The following is an 18,058-nucleotide window of genomic DNA, read 5'->3' as shown; positions in this document are numbered from 1 at the left end:
CCCACGCCGCGTTCGGCCACGGCCCGCACTTCTGCCTCGGCGCCCGGCTGGCCCGGCTGGAGGCGACGGTCGCCCTGCCGCTGCTCTTCGACGCGCTGCCGGGGCTGCGCCTCGCCACCGAGCCGGGGCTTCTCCCGTACCGGCCGGGGCTGTTGGTGCGGGGGCCGCGGGAACTGCCCGTGACCCGGTGACCCCACCGCTACCCGGCGACGAACCGGTCGAGCGCCGCGCGGGCCTCCGCGCGGAGGGTCTCGCTGCCCAGGTGGCCCGAGTCGGAGACGACGACCAGCCGGGCGTCCGGCCAGGCCCTGGCCAGTTCCCAGGCCGTCCCCAACGGCCCGGCGACATCGAACCGGCCGTGCAGCAGCACCCCCGGAATTCCGGCCAGCCGGTGCGCGTCCCGCAGCAGCGCGCCCTCCTCCAGCCAGGCGCCGTGCGCGAAGTAGTGGGCGGCGATCCGGACGAAGCCGAGGCGGGCCCGCGGCGGCCGCCCGGTGTAGGGCGCGGGAGCGGCGCCGGGTTTGGCGTCCGGCTCCGCGGAGACCACCGCGTCCTCCCACGCGCACCAGTCGCGGACGGCCTTCTCCCGTACGGCCGTGTCCGGGTGCTCCGTCAGCCGGGCGTACGCGGCGATCAGGTCCCCGCCGCGGTCCGCCGCCGGGACGCCGTCCCGGAAGCGCTCCCACTGCTCGGGGAAGAAGCGGGCGGCGCCCCGGTAGAGCCAGTCGATCTCCGACCGGCGGGTGGTGGTGACCCCCGTGATCACGATCTCCGCCACCCGCTCCGGATGCCGCTCGGCGTAGGCGAGGATCAGCGTGGACCCCCATGAGCCGCCGAACAGCGTCCACCGCTCGATCCCCAGGTGCTCGCGCAGCCGTTCCATGTCGGCGATCAGGTGGTGGGTGGTGTTGTGCCGCATGTCGGTCGACGGGTCGGAGGCGTGCGGCGTACTGCGGCCGCAGCCGCGCTGGTCGAAGAGGACGACGCGGTAGCGGCCCGGATCGAAGAACCGCCGCGCCCCCGGCGAACAGCCGGACCCCGGCCCGCCGTGCACGACGAGCGCCAGCCTCCCGTCCGGCCTGCCGCACACCTCCCAGTGGACGCGGTTGCCGTCGCCGACGTCGAGCATCCCTTCGTCGAACGGGTCGATCGGCGGGTAGAGGACGGCGGTTGCCATGGCGTGGTTCCTTGATGGTGTGGTGGGTGGGGTGCGCCTCCACGCTAGTCGGGGGTTCTACGGCGGGCCCGTTCCCGCGGAGGCCGCCTCCCGCCCGTAACGGGCGCTGCCGCTCAGGGCCTTGAGCGTGAGCGAACGGGTCGTCGCCGACATCCGTCTGTGCGACGTACGGACGGCTGACCGGTATCCGCTGTGCTCCGACGGCCTCTCGGCCTCTCCGGCGGGAACCGGAACGGACCGTCCGTGAACTGAACGCCCTGGCCCGTAAGGTGGCGGACGCCCACGCCGACCGTCGGCCCGCCGGCCACGAGCCGGGCGGGCCGCTCGCCGACGTGCCGTCACACCGCCGCCGAACCACCCCTGAACAGGCACAACCTCCCCTCCCGAGGGGCACTCCCCACCACGTAGGGTTGGCGGAATGACGACCCATCCCTTCGATGCCGCCGTGACCGCCCTGAGTCGGAACGCCTGGCTGCCCACCAGTGAGGAGGTCGCCCTGGGCAAGGACTTCTTCCGCCGCCGCGAGGAGCTCCAGCGCCGCCTGCTCCCCGGCATGCCCCCCTGCCCCCATCCGCAGGGCTGGGTGACCGAGCACGTGCTGTGGCTGGAGGACGTCGTCGGCATCGCCGACAGCCTCCTCGCCGCCTGGCGCGGCTACCTCCCGGACAGCCACATGATCGCCCTCCTGGAGGCCTACGCCCACCAGGCCCGCCCGGCCGTCCCCTACGCCGCCGACCTGCTGCGCGCGTGGGAAGCCGAGGCCTTCGAGGCCTGCTCGGTGGAAGAGGCCGGGTGGTGGGAGGAGTGGCACATCCCGGAGACGGAGCGGCAGGCGCTTGACGCGCTGAACCACCAGCTGATTCCCATCGGTGCGATGCTGGTCACGGCGGTGGACCGGGGGTCGGCGGCTGCGTGAGGTTGGGGTCGTCGGGGGGCGGCGGGGGCTTGGCAGTGCAGCTGGGCGACTTGACCTTATTGCGCTATATGTCGCGCTCGGCGAAAGTGAGTAAAAACGGGGGTGAAGCTGGGTAAAGCCCCAGCTCGGACCCTGTGGTCCCCGCGCACGCGGGGGTGGTCCCGAAGGCTTGAATTCGAAGAACTCTTGCCGCAAGTGGTCCCCGCGCACGCGGGGGTGGTCCCCCGGACTTCTCCTGCCACATGGTCCCGGAGAAGTGGTCCCCGCGCATGCGGGGGTGGTCCAGCCCGCGAGGACTTCATGCGGGTCGCCCTGGCGTGGTCCCCGCGCATGCGGGGGTCGCCCCGAGCAGATGGTCGCCGAGCCGTACCGCTCCATGCCGTCCCCGCACCGCGGGGGCCCGCCCCCTAACCCCCCACCCCCGTCCCCACCAACCGATACCCCCTCTTCGTCACCGTCCCCACCACACCTCCGTACGCCCCCAACGCCCCCCGCAGCCTCCCCACCGTCGTCTCCAGTGCCCGCAGCGCGTGCTGCTGGTCGTCGCCTCCCGGGGCCGCCGTTGGCCAGAGGCGTCGTACGAGTTCCGTGCGGCTGAGGACGGTTCCCGGGCGTTCGGCCAGGGCTGCGAGGAGGGCGGCGGGGAGGGGAGGGAGGTGGAGGAGGGTGTCGGCGGTGAGGACGGCGGTGCCTTGAATGGTCAGGGGGCCCGCGGGGGTGGCCAGTTCGTGGCGGTGGCGGCGGGTGAGTTCGGTGGTGAGGACGCGGACGAGGGAGCCCAGGCGGCCGCGGTCCGGCCAGGCGCAGGGGACTCCGGCCGTGAGGAGGGGGCGGGCGCAGAGGGGGCCTATGCAGACCGGGAGGACGTCCCGGCGGAGGGCGGACAGGACGTGGTCCCGGTCCGGGCCCGCCGCGGTCAGGAACGCCTCGATCGCCGGCGAGCTGGTGAAAGGGAGCGCGTGGATCTCCCGGCGGACGGTCCGGGCGGCGAGCCGGCGGACGGCGTCGGGGTCCTCGGGCGGGCCCCAGCGGTAGACGGGGAGGACGGTCACGACGGCGCCCCGGGCGCGCAGCGCGTCGGCGAAACCGGCGAGCGGAGCGCCGTGTTCCTGGACCACGACGTGGCGTCCGCCCAGGTCGCGGGCGAGCAGCCAGGCGAGGACCGCGTCCATCGTCTCGGACTCCGGCGCGTACTCCTCGCGCAGCCCGCAGGCGCGCAGCGCCCCGGTCGTCTTCGAGCCGCGGCTGAGCACGGCGGCCTCCCGGCAGGCGCCGAGGAGGGCCTCGGCGAGGCCCCACCCTTCGGCGGCGCTCATCCAGCCGCGCCAGCCGACGCCCGTGGTCGCCACCACGTAGTCGACCGGGCGGGCGAGGCACGCCTCGGTGGCGGCGCGGAGCAGCGCGTCGTCGGCGAGGGGCACCATGCGCAGGGCGGGGGCGACGGTCACCGAGGCGCCGCGGCGGAGCAGGAGGGCGGCGAGTTCGTCGCGGCGGCGGTCCGCCGTGACGCCCACGGTGAGGCCCGTCAGCGGTCCGAGCGGTCCGAGCGGTCCGGTCGGCTCATCGGTGGCTCCCGGTGCGGCTGTTCCCATGGGCCGAGATTCGCCGACGGTCATTAAGCGGTCGTTGCGCCGCCGTCACGGGGGCGTTAGGACCGCGCGTGCTTTCGTACGGGAATGTGTCGGGCGGCGCACATCGGGTACCGCCCGGGGTGTGGGGGACGTGAGCGAGTGGCAACGTCGCTGTATCACGGTGGTAATGAGGGCGGATGACGCTTACCGGCATGACCCCAGCAGCACAGCCGGCCGACACCCACTGCCCGTACTGCTCCCTGCAGTGCGGCATGCGGTTGCGCCGTGTCGTCTCCCCGCCCCCGGACGGCCCCGGTGTGGCGGTGGAGGAGCGGCCCGAGTTCCCCGTCAACCGCGGGGCACTGTGCGGAAAGGGGCGTTCGGCCACGGCCGTGCTCGCTCCCGGCGTCCGGCTGACCGCGCCGCTCGTCCGCGACCGGCGCACCGGCCGGCTGCGGGAGGCGGACTGGGACGAGGCGCTGGACCGCGCCGCCGGCGGGCTCGCCGACGCGGCCGCGCGGTACGGGCGGGACGCGGCGGGCGTGTTCGGCGGCGGCGGGCTCACCAACGAGAAGGCGTACCTGCTCGGCAAGTTCGCCCGGGTCGTGCTGCGCACGGCCAACATCGACTACAACGGCCGGTTCTGCATGTCGTCCGCCGCCGCGGCCCAGCGGGCGGCGTTCGGCCTCGACCGGGGGCTGCCGTTCCCGCTCGCGGACATCGCCCGCACCGGCTGCCTCATCCTGGTCGGCGGCAACCCCGCCGACACCATGCCGCCCGCCATGCGCTACTTCCAGGGCCAACAGGCGGCCGGCGGAAAGCTGGTGGTCGTCGACCCGCGCCGCACCCGGACCGCCGAGACCGCCGACCTGCACCTGCGCCCGGCCCCCGGCACGGACCTCGCGCTCGCCCTCGGCCTGCTCCACCTGGTCGTCGCGGAGGGGCGGGTGGACGAGGAGTTCGTCGCCGCCCGGACCACCGGCTGGGAGCAGGCCCACGCGGCGGCCATGGCGCACTGGCCGGAACGGGTGGAGCGGATCACCGGCGTTCCGGTGGCCGCGCTGCGCCGGGCGGTGGAGCTGTTCTGCGACGCGCCCACCGGCATGGTCCTCACCGCGCGCGGCGGCGAGCAGCACAGCAAGGGCGTGGACACCGTCGGCGCGTGGATCAACCTCTGCCTGGCGACGGGCCACGCCGGCCGGCCGTTCAGCGGCTACGGCTGCCTGACCGGGCAGGGCAACGGCCAGGGCGGCCGCGAACACGGCCAGAAGGCCGACCAGTTGCCCGGCTACCGGTCCATCACCGACCCGGCGGCCCGCGCGCACGTCGCCCGGGTGTGGGGCGTCGACCCCGACACCCTCCCCGGTCCCGGCCGGTCCGCGTACGAACTCCTCGACACTCTCGGCACCGACGGCGGCGTCCGCGCGCTGCTGCTCATGGGCTCCAACCCGGTCGTCTCCGCCCCGCACGCCTCTCACGTCACCGAGCGGCTGCGCGCCCTGGACTCCCTCGTCGTCTGCGACGTCGTCCGGTCCGAGACCGCCGAACTCGCCGACGTCGTCCTGCCGACCGCCCAATGGGCCGAGGAGGAGGGCACGATGACCAACCTGGAAGGCCGGGTGATCCTCCGCCGGGCGGCCCTCGCCCCGCCGCCCGGCGTCCGGACCGACCTCGACGTCCTGCACGGGCTCGCCGAACGCCTCGGCGTGGAAAAGGGGTTCCCGACCGCGGCCGAGGAGGTCTTCGAGGAGCTGCGGGAGGCGTCCGCCGGCGGCCAGGCCGACTACTCCGGGATCAGTTACGCGCGGATCCGGGCGGAGGACGGCGTCTTCTGGCCGTGCCCGAGCGCCGAGGTAGGCAGGCGCCCGCACCCCGGGACCCCGCGGCTGTTCCACGACCGGTTCGCCACCCCGGACGGCCGCGCCCGGTTCGCCGACGTCTCCCACCGGCCCGCCGCCGAGGAACCGGACGCGGAGTATCCGCTGCGCCTCACCACCGGGCGCGTCCTCGCCCACTACCAGAGCGGCGCCCAGACGCGCCGCACCCCGGAACTCCAGCGGGCGGCGCCCGGCCCGTTCGTCGAGCTGCACCCGCGCCTCGCGGCCCGGCTGGGCGTCGCCGAGGGCGCCCCGCTGACCGTCACCAGCCGGCGCGGAACCGTCACCGCCCCCGCCCGGGTCTCCGACCGCATCCGCCCGGACACCGTCTTCATGCCCTTCCACTGGCCCGGCCCCGGCCGCGCCAACACCCTCACCAACCCCGCCCTCGACCCCGTCTCCCGCATGCCCGAGTTCAAGGTGTGCGCGGTCCGGGTGGAGGCGGCGGACGCGGGTGCGGGTGCGGGGGAGGAGCGGTGAGCGGGGCCGTCGCGGGGGCGCGGAGGCCGGGCGGAGCGACCGGTGTCCGGCCCGCCGTCCGAGCCGTGCCCCGCCGCCGCGTCCCTCACCGGATCGCCGTCGTCGGTGCGGGCATGGCCGCCGCCCGGTTCGCGCGGCAGGTGCTCGCGCTCGTGCCGGAGGGGAGGGTGCGGGTCACGTTGTACGGGGCGGAGCCGTACGCGCCCTACAATCGGGCCCTTCTCGCCGGTCTGCTGGGCGGCCGGTACCCGTCCGGCGCCCTCGCGCTTCCCACCGGCGGGGCGGTCGTCCGTACCGGTACCGAGGTCGTCGCGGTCGACCCGGACGCGCGGACCCTGCGTACGGCCGGCGGGGAGAGCGCGGCCTACGACACCCTCGTCCTGGCCACCGGCGCCGCGCCCGTCCTGCCGGACCTGCCCGGGCTGTACACCGCCTCCGGCGCTCTCAAGGGCGGGGTCCATCCGTTGCGCACCCTCGGCGACCGGGCCCGGATCACGGCGGACGCCCGGGCGGGCGGGGCGGCCGTCGTCGTCGGCGGGGGAGTCCTCGGCGTCGGGACGGCGCAGGCCCTCGCCGGGACGGGAGTCGTTGTTCATCTGGTGCATAGTGGCCCGTATTTGATGGACCGGTACCTGGACGCGGGGGCCGCCGGGACCGTGCGCCGGACGCTCGCCTCGCTCGGCGTCACCGTGCATCACGATCAAGGCGCCGCCGAGGTGCTCGGCGACGACGGCCGGATCAGCGGGTTCCGGCTGTCCGACGGGACGCGGATCGACGCCCGGACCGCCGTCCTCGCCTGCGGGGTCCGCCCCCGCACGGGACTCGCCCGGGCCGCCGGCCTCGCCGTCTCCACCGGCGTCGTCGTGGACGACACCCTCGCCACCTCCGCCCCGCACGTGTACGCGATCGGCGACTGCGCCGAGCACCGGAACCTCCTGCACGGCCGGGCGGAGGCCGCCTGGGAACAGGCCGACGCGTTGGCCGCCGCGCTCGCCGCCCGGCTCTCCGGGACCAGGGCGGAGCCCCGGTGCCCTGCCCCTCCCGTCCTCCTCCGGCTCGTGGCCGGGCCTCTGGACGTGGCCGCGTTCGGGGACTCCACGGCTTCGTGCGACGACACCGAAGTCGTCAGCCTGGCCGACGCCACCCGCGGCACCTACCGGAAGCTGGTGCTCCGCGCGGGCGTGCCCGTCGGCGCGATCCTCGTCGGCGACCTCACGGCCGTCGGTGAGGTCGGGGACGCCGTGACGCGCGGCGAACCGCCGGCGGGGGACGCTTTGGACCTGCTCGTGGGGGAGAGCTACCCATGAGGGACCAGGGGTGCGACCCGGCGGCCGGAGCGGTGCTCGACCGTCGCCCGGGTGGTGGACGATCCGTCGGCGGAGGCGTGGCTCCGGGCTTCCGCGGTACGGCGGACGGACGGCACGGCGCACGCCCGGCTGTTCGCGGCGGTCCGGAACGTGCCGGCGGCGCACTGGCGCGGAGGGGCCGGCGAGAGGGCCGCGCGTCCGAGCCGGTGGCGGGGGACGCCTCGGAACCGCTCGTGGGCGAGGGATACCCATGAGGCGCCGGGGCCATGGCCTGGTGGCGGCCGGGGTGACCGTCCTCCGGCGGCCGGGACCGCGCGGAAAGGGCTGCTCGCACTGCTCCGCACCAGCCGGACCGTTCTTCCCGGCGGGCACGCGGGGGACGCCGGGGACGCTGGAGACGCCCGAGATGCCGGGGCCCCACGGACACGGAGAGCACCCAAGGGGCCGGTGGGCGCCGGCCCGCCACGCCTCCCGTCACACCGGCTGAAACAGCCGTCCCCGCCCGCCCCGCCCTCCCCGCCGAAGTCGCCGGGGTCGCCGAGGACAACGGAGGCCCCCGGCGACGCCGGTCCGCCGCGCGCCGCGGACCCCGGTGACACACCCCCGCCGCCGACGCCGGGACCCGAGACCGACCACCGACCATCAAGGACGCCGAAGACGCCGTCGCCTCACCCCCACCACCCGCTGACGATCCCGAAAGGCGGACCCGCCGCATGACCACCCCCAGCACCACCCCGCCCCACCTCGTACTCATCGGCCACGGCATGGTCGGCCAGCGCTTCCTCGAAGCGCTCGCCCGGCGCGCGGACGGCCTCGGTGCGGACGCGGCCCATGCCGCGCCCCGCGTCACCGTCCTCGCGGAGGAGCCGCGCCCCGCCTACGACCGCGTCCGGCTCACCTCGTACCTCACCGGCGTCACCGAGGCGGAACTCTCCCTCTGGCCCCAGGAGTTCGCGGAACGCCCCGGCGTCGAGCTCCACCTCGGGGATCCCGTCACGGCCGTCGACCGGACCGCCCGGAAGGTCACCACCCGCTCGGGCGCGGTCCACGCGTACGACACCCTCGTCCTGGCCACCGGATCCCGCCCCTTCGTCCCGCCCGTCACCGGCCGGGACACCCCCGGCTGCTTCGTCTACCGCACCCTCGACGACCTGGACGCCCTCCGCGCCCGCGCCGGAGCCGTGCGCACCGGGCTCGTCGTCGGCGGCGGGCTGCTCGGTCTGGAGGCGGCGGGGGCGCTGCGCGCGCTGGGGCTGGAGACGCACGTCGTCGAGTTCACGCCGCGGCTGATGGCCGCGCAGGTCGACGACGGCGGCGGCGCCGCCCTGCGCCGCAAGATCGAGGAGCTCGGCGTCGTCGTGCACACCGGCGTCGGCGCCCAGGCCGTCGAGGCCGGGCCGGACGGAACCGTCGCGAGCGTGACGCTCTCCGACGGCACGGTCGTCCCCTGCGGCCTGGTCGTCTTCTCCGCCGGTGTCCGGCCCCGCGACGAACTCGCCCGCGCCTGCGGCCTGCCCGTCGGCGAGCGCGGCGGCATCGTCGTCGACGAGGGGTGCCGCACCGCCGACCCCCGCGTCTGGGCCGTCGGCGAGTGCGCGCTGACGGCCGACGGCCGGGTGCACGGCCTGGTCGCCCCCGGCTACGCCATGGCCGAGGCCGCCGCCGACCGGATCACGGGCGGCGACGGCAGCTTCACCGGCGCCGAACCCGCCGCCCGCCTCAAGCTCCTCGGCGTCGCCGTGGCCAGCTTCGGCGACGCGCACGCCACCGGCGACGACGCCCTGGAGGTCAGCTACGCCAACAGCCGCGACGGCGTCTACAAGAAGCTCGTCGTCACCCCCGACGGCCGGCTGCTCGGCGGCGTCCTCGTCGGCGACACGGACGCCTACGACGTGCTCCGGCCGCTCGCCGAGGCGGGCACCCCGCTCACCACCCCGCCGGAACGCCTCCTCCTCCCGGCCTCCGCGGCGGGCGCGGCGGCCCCCGGCCCGGAGAGCCTCCCGGACAGCACGATCGTCTGCTCCTGCCACAACGTCACCAAGGGCTGCATCCGCGCCGCCGTCACCGAGCACGGCTGCGCGGACGTCCGCGCGGTCCAGCGGCAGACCCACGCCGGCACCGGCTGCGGCTCCTGCGTCTCCATGCTGACCAAGCTCGTCGACGCCGAGACCACCCTCGCCGGCGCCACGCCCGCCCCCAGGGGCCTCTGCGAACACTTCTCCCACACCCGCGCCGAACTCTTCGACATCATCAGCGTCACCGGCATCACCTCCTTCTCCCGCCTTATCGACGAACACGGCAGCGACGCCCACGGCAGCGACGGCTGTGACACCTGCAAACCCGTCGTCGCCTCCATCCTCGCCACCCTCAACCCCCACCTGGGCAACTCCGTCCACATCCTCGACGGCGAACAGGCCGCCCTCCAGGACACCAACGACCACTTCCTCGCCAACCTCCAGCGCAACGGCTCCTACTCCGTCGTCCCCCGCGTCCCCGCCGGCGAGATCACCCCCGAGAAACTCATCGTCCTGGGCGAGGTCGCCCGCGACTTCGGCCTCTACACGAAGATCACCGGCGGGCAGCGCATCGACCTGCTCGGCGCCACCGTCGACCAGCTCCCGCGCATCTGGCGGCGGCTCGTCGACGCAGGCTTCGAGTCGGGACACGCCTACGGCAAGGCCCTGCGCACGGTGAAGTCCTGCGTCGGCTCGCTCTGGTGCCGCTACGGCGTCCAGGACTCCGTGGCCCTCGCCGTCGAACTCGAACTCCGCTACCGCGGCCTGCGCTCCCCGCACAAGCTCAAGGCCGCCGTCAGCGGCTGCGCCCGCGAATGCGCCGAGGCCCGCGGCAAGGACTTCGGCGTCATCGCCACCGCCGCCGGCTGGAACCTCTACGTCGGCGGCAACGGCGGCACGACCCCCCGCCACGCCGAACTCCTCCTCGCCGACGCCGACCGCGACACCCTCGTCCGCACCCTCGACCGCTTCCTCATGTTCTACATCCGCACCGCCGACCGGCTGGAGCGCACCGCCCCCTGGATCGCGCGCATGGAGGGCGGACTCGACCGGCTGCGCTCCGTCCTCGTCGACGACTCCCTCGGCATCTGCGCCGACCTCGACGCCCTCATGGCCCAGCACGTCGCCACCTACGAGGACGAGTGGCGCGCCACCCTCGACGACCCCGAACGGCTGCGCCGCTTCGTCTCGTTCGTCAACGCGCCCGGCACCCCCGACCCGGCCGTCCGCTTCGAGGGCGAACCCGGCCGGATCCGCCCGGCCGACCCGCCCGTCCTTCCCCTGCCGGTGGTCGGGGCCGCCGAGCCCGTCGCGGTGGTGACACGATGACCGCCCGCCGACTCGTCGAGGTCGACACCGGCGCCGGCTGGACCCCCGTCTGCGCCTACGAGGTCCTGATCCCCGGACGCGGGGTCGCCGCCCTAGTCGGCGGCCACCAGGTGGCGCTCTTCCGGGACCGGGCCGGACGGCTCTACGCTGTCGGCAACCGGGATCCGTTCAGCGGCGCGTACGTGGTGTCCCGCGGCCTCCTCGGCACCCGCGACGGCGCGACCGTCGTGACCGAGCCCCTGTACCACCGCGCCTTCGACCTGCGCTCCGGCGCCTGCCCCGACGAGCCCGAGGCACCCGGCGGCGGCCCTGCCGCGCTGCCCGTGTGGCTCGTGCGCCTCACCGGGGTGCCCGACGCGCCCGGCGACGGCCCGGTCGGGCCGTCCGACGGCCATCTCGCCGGGACGTCCGCCGCACCATCCCCCACCCGTCCGTCCGCACCGCCCCCGGAGGACATGTGAACCCCGTCACCCCCACCGTCGCACAAGCCCCCGAACCACCCCCCACCCCCGTACCGCGCCGCCGCCGGCGCGTCGAGGACTGGCGGCCGGAAGACCCGGCGTTCTGGGCCGCCGGAGGTGCCAGGACCGCCCGGCGCAACCTCGTCCTCTCCGTCCTCTGCGAGCACATCGGCTTCTCGGTGTGGAGCCTGTGGTCCGTCCTCGTCCTCTTCCTCGGCCCCGAGTACGGCATCGACCCGGCCGGCAAGTTCCTGCTCACGGCGGTACCCACGCTCGTCGGCGGCGCGCTCCGGCTGCCGTACACCGTCGCCGTGGCCGTCTTCGGCGGCCGGACCTGGACGGTGATCAGCGCCGCCGTCCTCCTCGTGCCCACCGGGCTCGCGGCCGTTGTCCTCGAACCGGGCGTCTCCTACTCGACGTTGCTGCTCGTGGCCGCCGTCGCGGGCATCGGGGGCGGCAACTTCGCCTCGTCGATGGCCAACATCAACGCGTTCTACCCCCAGCACCTCAAGGGCCGCGCCCTCGGCGTCAACGCCGGCGGAGGCAACATCGGCGTCCCCGCCGTGCAGTTGCTCGGCCTGCTGGTGCTCGGCACGGCGGGCGCCGGGCACCCCCGGATCGTCGTCCTCGTCTACATCCCGCTCATCGTCCTCGCCGCCCTCGCCGCCGCCCTGCGCATGGACGACCTCGCCGGCCCGCGCCCGCCCGGCCGGCCGCTGCGGGAGGTGGCCCGGCAAGGGCACACCTGGACCGTCTCCCTGCTCTACATCGGCACGTTCGGCTCGTTCATCGGCTTCGGCTTCGCCTTCGGGCAGGTGCTCCTCGTGCAGTTCCCGGACGACTTTCCGACGCCCGTCCGGGCGGCTTCCCTCACCTTCCTGGGGCCGCTGCTGGGCTCGTTGATCCGGCCCCTGGGCGGCGTGCTGGCCGATCGGTGGGGTGGCGCGCGGGTCACGTTCTGGACGTTCGCCGCCATGGCCGGGAGTACCGTTCTCGTCCTGGTGGCCTCTCGGGAGGGGTCCTTGGTGTTGTTCCTGGCGGGGTTCGTGCTGCTCTTCGTTCTGAGCGGGCTTGGGAACGGCTCGACTTACAAGATGATTCCCGCTCTTTACCGGGCGGCTGCTCGGCGGAGGGTGGGGGAGGGGGCGGAGGCCGAGGCGGCTTATCGGGTGGCGCATCAGCAGGCGAATGCGGCCATGGGGATCGCGGGGGCGGTGGGGGCGCTTGGTGGTGTGCTGATCAATGTCGCGTTCCGGCAGGCTTTTCTGAGTGGCGGCAGCGGTGAGCCGGCGTATCTGGCCTTTCTGGCCTGGTATGTGGTGTGTTTGGTGGTCACGTGGGTGGTGTACTTGCGGCGGGCCGAATCGGTGTGAGGTGCCCCAGCCCCGCCCTTTCACCGTTTCTTCCAGGGCTGCGCCCCGGACCCCGGCATCGCGGCTTCGCCGCCAGGTCCTCAAACGCCGGACGGGCTGTAGTGGGCGCTCAGGCACCATCCAGCCTGTCCGGCGTTTGAGGACGAGCGGCGAAGCCGCGATAAGGGGGACTGGGGCGCAGCCCCAGGAAACGGCGAAGGGGCGGGACTGGGGCACCCTCACCCCCGGGCCGCCCCCGCGTCCCGTACCACCCCCGCCAGCCACGCCTCCGCGTCGGCGACCAGGAGAACGTCGGCTACCCGGGCCGACGAAGCCGGCCCGGCGGCAGCCCACCGGAGAGCGCCGGACGCCTCGGCGGGCGGAGCGCCGGCGGGGTCCGGCCGGGGGGACCGGCCGGAGCGGAGGGACGCCGCGGCGGCCAGGCACGCGGCCGCCGCCAGCGAGGCCAGGGAGGACAGTTCCGCTCCGGCGGCGGCCGGCAGCGCCGCCGGAGCGTCGCCCCGGCGCCGGGCGAGCATCATGGAGCCGCCGCCGACCGCCGCGTACCCGGGCAGCATGAACGCCTCCCAGGGCGGGCCCCGGCCGTCCCGCGAGGCCGCCTCCATGTGGTACTGGAGGTACGTCCCCTGGGCGAGGAACAGGGCCCGCCGCGCCGCCGCCAGCTCCTCGACCCCGCCGTCGTGCGGGCGGACCAGCCGGGCGGTCACGGCCGGGCACGCCGCGGCGGCGCGGGTCAGGAAGCGGGCGATGTCGCGCCGCAGCTGTCCGGCGGCGCCCCGGGGCCAGGCGAGCAGGCTCGCCACCGCGCCGATGCCGCCGCCGACCAGCACGGCGAGGAGCCGCACGGCGGGCAGGTCCCAGTCGGGCGGCGCCACCTGACCGAAGATCAGCACCAGGGCGACGGTCACCACGCCCTGGGTCCACGCCGGGCCGAGCACCGGGCCCACGGTCAGGCCCACGAGCAGGAAGAAGGGGGTGAAGACGGCGTAGAAGGCGGTCGTGCCGCCCGCGGCGAGCAACATGCCGGTGGCGAGGACGCCGCCCACGACCGTCCCGACGACGCCGGGCACCAGCGCGGCCCGGGTATCGGCCGCGGAGGTGCGCATGAGGCTGAGGACCGTCAGCAGCACCCAGAAGCCGTGCGGCAGTTCGAGGGCGCCGACCAGGAGCCGGGCGGCGGCCAGGGCGAGGGAGAGCCGGAGGGCGTTCCGGAACAGGACGGACGTCGGTGCCATGCGCACGACCAGCCGGTGCCACCACCACGCCGCCGTGCCGACGCCGGCGTACGCGAAGGGGCTGCCCGGATAGTCCCAGGCGGCGGAGAGCCGCCCGCCGGCCGCGAGGTGCCCCGCCTCGCCCACCACGAGCGTCCCTTCCGCCACCCGCCGGACCACGGCGTCCCGACGCAGCCGGCCGGGCGTGGCCCGGGCGAGCCCCCGGGCCCGCTCCTCGTCGAAGGCGGCCAGCGCCGCGTGCAGGGCGTCGTCGCCGCCCGGGTCCCGGACGTCCGCGCGCAACGACGAGGCGGTGCGCCGCAGGGAGTCCGCGCAGTGCCGCAGCAGCCCGGGCGCGCCGGGCACGGGCCCGTCGCGGTCGTCGACGACGGCGTCCAGAGTGTCGCGCACGTGCCGCACCGCGGCGCGAGCGTGTACGAGGGCCCGGTCGCGGGGCGTCGCGGAGGTGGGGCGTTCGGCCGCCGGCACCTCGGACAGCAGCGTCGCCGTCAGGGCCCGGCCGGCCGCCTCCCGCGCCCCCCGGACGTCCGCGGCGGTGCCGTCGCCCGCCAGGAGCCGCCCGACGGCGTCGCAGTAGCCGGCCGTGGCCCCGGCGGCGTCGGCGAGCAGCGACCGGTACGGGACGGGCGGCGGTTCGCGCCACAGCAGCCGGTCCACGAGGGCGGTGAGCAGGATGCCGACGGTGAGGCCGGCCAGCCGGGCCGGCAGGGCGTCCGGCGCGTAGGGCGGGAAGCAGGGGAGCACGTAGTAGAGCTGGAGGGCGGGCGCCGGACCGGCCGTCCGCGGCCCGCCGTTCGCGAGCAGGGAGACGGCGAAGCCGACGACCAGCATCCCCAGCGCCGCGGCCCAGTCCTGGACGGCGAGCAGGGTGCCGGCGGTGACCAGCGCCCAGCCCGCCGGCAGCGTGAGCAGCACGGTCCCGGTCCGCCGCGGCGGCGGTCCCGGGACCGTGCAGAAGAGGATCAGGGGCAGTGCGCCGAACATGGCGAAAAGGGCCATGTCGCGCCGGTCGAAGGCGTAGGCGAGCGTGTAGAACCCCGCGCAGCCGGCCACGGTCAGCCACGTGGCGCGCCGCAGCGCCTCCGGAGCGCCCGGACGGCGCAGGAACCGGTGGAGCGGTCCGCCCGTACCGGCTCGGGGGTCCGGTGTGCCGATCACACCGCCACGCTAGGGGAACCGTCGCCCGCCGCAACCGGGCCGCCCCCGCCGGCGAGGGCTCAGCGGGCCGCCGCCACCTTGCGGAACTCCTCCATGAACGCCGAGCAGAAGGCCGGCAGGTCGCCCGGCTTGCGGCTGGTGATCAGGGTGTTGGGGCCGCCGGTGCACACCTTCACCTGTTCGTCCACCCAGGTGCCGCCCGCGTTGCGGACGTCGGTGCGCAGGCTCGGCCAGGACGTCAGGGTCCGGCCGCGCACCACGTCGGCCTCCACCAGCGTCCAGGGGGCGTGACAGATCGCGGCGACGGGCTTGCCCGCCTCGAAGAAGTCCTTGACGAAGGAGACGGCGCCCTCGTCCATGCGCAGCGCGTCCGGGTTGGCCACGCCGCCGGGGAGCACCAGCCCGTCGTACTCCTGGACGGACACCTTGCCGACCACGTCGTCGACGGGGAAGGTGTCGGCCTTGTCGAGGTGGTGGAACGCCTGCACGCTGCCCGGCTCGGTGGAGACGAGCCGCGGGGTACCGCCGGCGTTCCGGACCGCCTGCCACGGGTCGGTCAGTTCGACCTGCTCGATGCCTTCCGGGGCCACGAGAAATGCCACCTTCATGCGGTGTTCTCCTTGTCCTGCTCGTCTTCTGGATCGGCTGTTCGACGGTCGCCGCGGTGACGGCCGTCACGGGTAGCGGCAGATGCCTCCCGTGCCCTGCGCGGGGGTCCGGGGCTCGCCCGGTTCCAGCACCCGCACGTCGGCGCCGGTCAGCAGGGCCGCCCGGACCGCCACGTCGGCCAGGCGGCCCTCGTACGGCTCCCCGCCACCGTCCGGCGGCAGGTCCTCCCGGCGCTCGGCGAGCTCGGCCGGGGAGTCGCCGAACCAGGCGGTCCGCTGGTCCCGCGGGTCGTCGGTGACCGTCAGGGTCCCCACCCGGCCGACGGCGAGCGCGTCGAGCGTGGCGCGGACCCCTTCGACCGCGTGCCCGCCGGGCGCGAGCTCATGCTCCAGCGAGCGCAGCAGTTCCGCGGTCCGGGCGTGGCCGGCCCGGGCCACCTCCGTCTCGGTGCGGGACGTGCGCACCGCCGCCGAGCCGTCCGCCGACCGGCTGCCGCTGATGTGCCCGACGGTCACGTCCCGGCGGACCCGGGCGGGCAGGTGCTTGGTCAGGTACTGCCGGGCCCGGACGTCGCCCGCGACCAGCAGCAGGGACGCCGACACCTCGGTGAGCGCCTCGTCCACGGCCTCGGCGACGACCTTCGCGTTCCGCTCCCAGGAGTCCTCGGCGCGGTGCTGGAAGCGCATGTTCGGCAGGCCCGAGGTGCGGAGGATCTCGTCGTCGGTCCCGTGGACCGTGCGCCGCCGGGGCTCGGTGCCGCCCTCGGCGTGGACGAGGAGGTCGGCGCCGGTGCGGTCGACGACGGCGACCACGTGTGCGGGGTGCTCCTGCCGCCACTCCAGGAGGGGCAACAGGTGGGGCACGGCGGCGAATTCGGCGACGTCGCCGTGGTGCCCGCCGGGCAGCTCGGCGGCGTGGCGCACCTCGCCGCGCGAGGCGAAGAGGGCGAGGACGCCGGTGCCCGGCAGCGAGTCCATGACATGGGCCGTGAGCGCGTCGACGGTGGCCGCGTCGGCGCCTTCCCGGGCGAGCCGGGCGGCCAGTTCGCGCCAGCGGGCCCCGGCCTCCTCCGCCCGCTCGGGGCGCGCTTCGCGGTCGAAGTAGACCGAGGCGAACGGGCCCGGCGCGGTCAGCAGTCCGCGCAGGGTCCCGATGTCGGTCCGGGTGGCATTCCGAGTGGCAGTAGCCATGTGGACTCCTCCTCCCGGGCGGTTCCGCCCACCCATCCAGCTGAGCAGATGGGGCACGACGGCGCACGCCGGGGCGTGAGCCCGGCAGCCACACCCCGGCCGTTCGGTTACGGGTCGTGACGGAATGAATGCGCTCTGGAATCATGGGAGTTGAGCGGGCCGAGGAGGGCCGGCGCCCCGAGGAGGGGAGGGCGCCCGGCGTACCTCGGCCCCTTCCCTGTGTCCGCGGCCCTTTCCGCTCTTATCTCAAAGGCACCTCAAAGGCTTCCTTTGGCTTGTTAACGGAATTCATTATTCGACTTATGGATGGAATCCCGCTAGCGTCGAAAGCGGCCCGGAAGAGCGGTGACAACCGCCTCCCACGGCCCTTCTGCACGTCCCCTACCGATGGGCGGTGACCCCCATGGCGGCCGAGCGCCGAACGACGTCCCCCTGGACGTTCATGGCAGCGACGGCGATCCTCTGGGGATCCGCCTTCCCGGCGATCCGCGTCGCCCTCGACGGCTACTCCCCGGTCGCCATCGCCGTCCTGCGCCTCGTGTGCGCCGTGGCGATCCTCGTCCCGTGCGCGCTCACCGGCCGGATCAGCCGGCTGCGCCGGGCGGACGCGCTGCGGATGGCCGGCTTCGGCCTCACCGGGATGACCGCCTACCAGCTGCTGCTGTACGCGGGCGAGCGGCACGTCGAGGGCGGCACCGCCGCCATGCTGGTGGCCACTTCGCCGGTCTTCGCCACGCTCCTCGGCATGCTGGTCCTCAAGGAGCGGCCCGGCGCCCGGGGCATCACCGGCCTGCTGGTCGCACTGGGCGGAGCCCTCGTCGTCGCCCTGGCCGGCGGAGCGGGCGGCGGTTCCCACGCCGGCATGGCGATGATCGTCCTCGCCGCCGCCGCGCAGGCCGGCTCGTTCGTCCTCCAGAAGCCGCTGCTGCGCCGCTACTCGGGCCTGGACTGCATCTTCTACGGCAGCCTCTTCGGCCTGCTGCCGCTCCTGTTCGCGGTCCCCGACGCCGTACGGCAGTCGGCCGCGGTCGGCTGGCAGCAGGGGGCGGCCGTCGGCTGGCTCGGCCTCGGCTGCACCGTCCTCGCCTTCTGCACCTGGTCGCGGGTCCTCCGCGCCGCGACGGCGGCCACCAGCTCGCTGGTGCTCTACGCCGTGCCCGTCGCGGCCCTGGCCCTGGACGCGGCCGTGTTCGGCAACGTCCCGGCGCCGATGGCCGGCGTCGGCGGGCTGATCGTGCTGCTCGGCGTGGCCGTCGCCGCGACGCGGCGTACGCCGTCCCGACGGAAGAGCGGCGGCACCGGGCCGATCGCGTCGAGCGGCCGCGGCCGTACGGCGGCGGACGCGCCGGCGGCCGACGGC

12 protein-coding genes and 1 pseudogene are annotated in these 18,058 nt (G+C 75.3%); 8 read left to right on the top strand and 5 right to left on the bottom strand.

Annotated features, from left to right (window positions below; translation table 11 throughout):
• Window positions 1-191, top strand: a 191-nt coding sequence (locus JNW98_RS28635; RefSeq protein WP_223771214.1) for a cytochrome P450, incomplete at its 5' end; no start/stop codon positions are given.
• 8 nt (window positions 192-199) lie between these two features.
• Here JNW98_RS28635 and pip read toward each other — a convergent pair.
• Window positions 200-1,177 carry a prolyl aminopeptidase gene (pip, locus tag JNW98_RS28630; RefSeq protein ID WP_223771213.1) on the bottom strand — a complete coding sequence of 326 codons (978 nt, stop codon included), beginning with the start codon at window positions 1,175-1,177 and terminating at the stop codon, window positions 200-202.
• A gap of 418 nt (window positions 1,178-1,595) precedes the next feature.
• Here pip and JNW98_RS28625 point away from each other — a divergent pair, with 418 nt between their 5' ends.
• Window positions 1,596-2,093: a hypothetical protein gene (locus JNW98_RS28625; RefSeq protein WP_223771212.1), complete on the top strand. Its 498-nt coding sequence runs from the start codon at window positions 1,596-1,598 to the stop codon at window positions 2,091-2,093.
• Between the two features lie 407 nt (window positions 2,094-2,500).
• On the opposite strand, the gene JNW98_RS28620 is transcribed toward JNW98_RS28625, so the two are convergent.
• Window positions 2,501-3,685 (bottom strand): uroporphyrinogen-III synthase, encoded by a 1,185-nt coding sequence (locus JNW98_RS28620; protein WP_223771211.1) that lies wholly within the window; start codon window positions 3,683-3,685, stop codon window positions 2,501-2,503.
• 191 nt (window positions 3,686-3,876) lie between these two features.
• Here JNW98_RS28620 and JNW98_RS28615 point away from each other — a divergent pair, with 191 nt between their 5' ends.
• The 5 genes and pseudogenes from JNW98_RS28615 (at window position 3,877) to JNW98_RS28595 (ending at window position 12,506) form a co-directional block, all read left to right on the top strand.
• Window positions 3,877-6,021: a molybdopterin oxidoreductase family protein gene (locus JNW98_RS28615; protein WP_223771210.1), complete on the top strand. Its 2,145-nt coding sequence runs from the start codon at window positions 3,877-3,879 to the stop codon at window positions 6,019-6,021.
• 65 nt (window positions 6,022-6,086) lie between these two features.
• On the top strand, window positions 6,087-7,328 hold the full coding sequence (locus JNW98_RS28610) for an NAD(P)/FAD-dependent oxidoreductase (RefSeq protein WP_223771209.1): 1,242 nt from the start codon (window positions 6,087-6,089) through the stop codon (window positions 7,326-7,328).
• Window positions 7,329-8,041: 713 nt separating this feature from the next.
• Window positions 8,042-10,672 (top strand): nitrite reductase large subunit NirB, encoded by a 2,631-nt coding sequence (gene nirB / locus JNW98_RS28605; protein ID WP_223771208.1) that lies wholly within the window; start codon window positions 8,042-8,044, stop codon window positions 10,670-10,672.
• Window positions 10,669-11,010: pseudogene (locus tag JNW98_RS28600) on the top strand (nitrite reductase small subunit NirD); the annotation flags it as partial. The gene nirB and the pseudogene JNW98_RS28600, both read left to right, overlap by 4 nt.
• A 119-nt stretch (window positions 11,011-11,129) precedes the next feature.
• Window positions 11,130-12,506, top strand: coding sequence for an MFS transporter (locus tag JNW98_RS28595; protein ID WP_223771207.1), 1,377 nt, complete (start codon window positions 11,130-11,132; stop codon window positions 12,504-12,506).
• Between the two features lie 218 nt (window positions 12,507-12,724).
• Here the strand turns inward: JNW98_RS28595 and JNW98_RS36730 are convergent, their stop codons facing one another.
• The 3 genes from JNW98_RS36730 to JNW98_RS28580 all read right to left on the bottom strand — a co-directional run bounded on the left by JNW98_RS36730 (window position 12,725) and on the right by JNW98_RS28580 (window position 16,698).
• Window positions 12,725-14,899 carry an FUSC family protein gene (locus tag JNW98_RS36730; RefSeq protein WP_223771206.1) on the bottom strand — a complete coding sequence of 725 codons (2,175 nt, stop codon included), beginning with the start codon at window positions 14,897-14,899 and terminating at the stop codon, window positions 12,725-12,727.
• Window positions 14,900-14,958: 59 nt separating this feature from the next.
• Window positions 14,959-15,507, bottom strand: a complete 549-nt coding sequence (locus JNW98_RS28585; RefSeq protein ID WP_223771205.1) for a type 1 glutamine amidotransferase domain-containing protein — start codon at window positions 15,505-15,507, stop codon at window positions 14,959-14,961.
• 66 nt (window positions 15,508-15,573) lie between these two features.
• Window positions 15,574-16,698 carry a baeRF2 domain-containing protein gene (locus tag JNW98_RS28580; protein ID WP_223771204.1) on the bottom strand — a complete coding sequence of 375 codons (1,125 nt, stop codon included), beginning with the start codon at window positions 16,696-16,698 and terminating at the stop codon, window positions 15,574-15,576.
• Between the two features lie 403 nt (window positions 16,699-17,101).
• On the opposite strand from JNW98_RS28580, the gene JNW98_RS28575 reads away from it, so the two are divergent.
• A partial coding sequence (locus JNW98_RS28575; protein WP_223771215.1) for a DMT family transporter occupies window positions 17,102-18,058 on the top strand: 957 nt, incomplete at its 3' end.

Source organism: Streptomyces huiliensis (assembly GCF_020037025.1).
GTDB lineage: Bacteria > Actinomycetota > Actinomycetes > Streptomycetales > Streptomycetaceae > Streptomyces > Streptomyces huiliensis.
The sequence above is the reverse complement of the archived record's forward strand: the minus strand, read 5'-3'. Positions and strand labels throughout refer to the sequence as shown.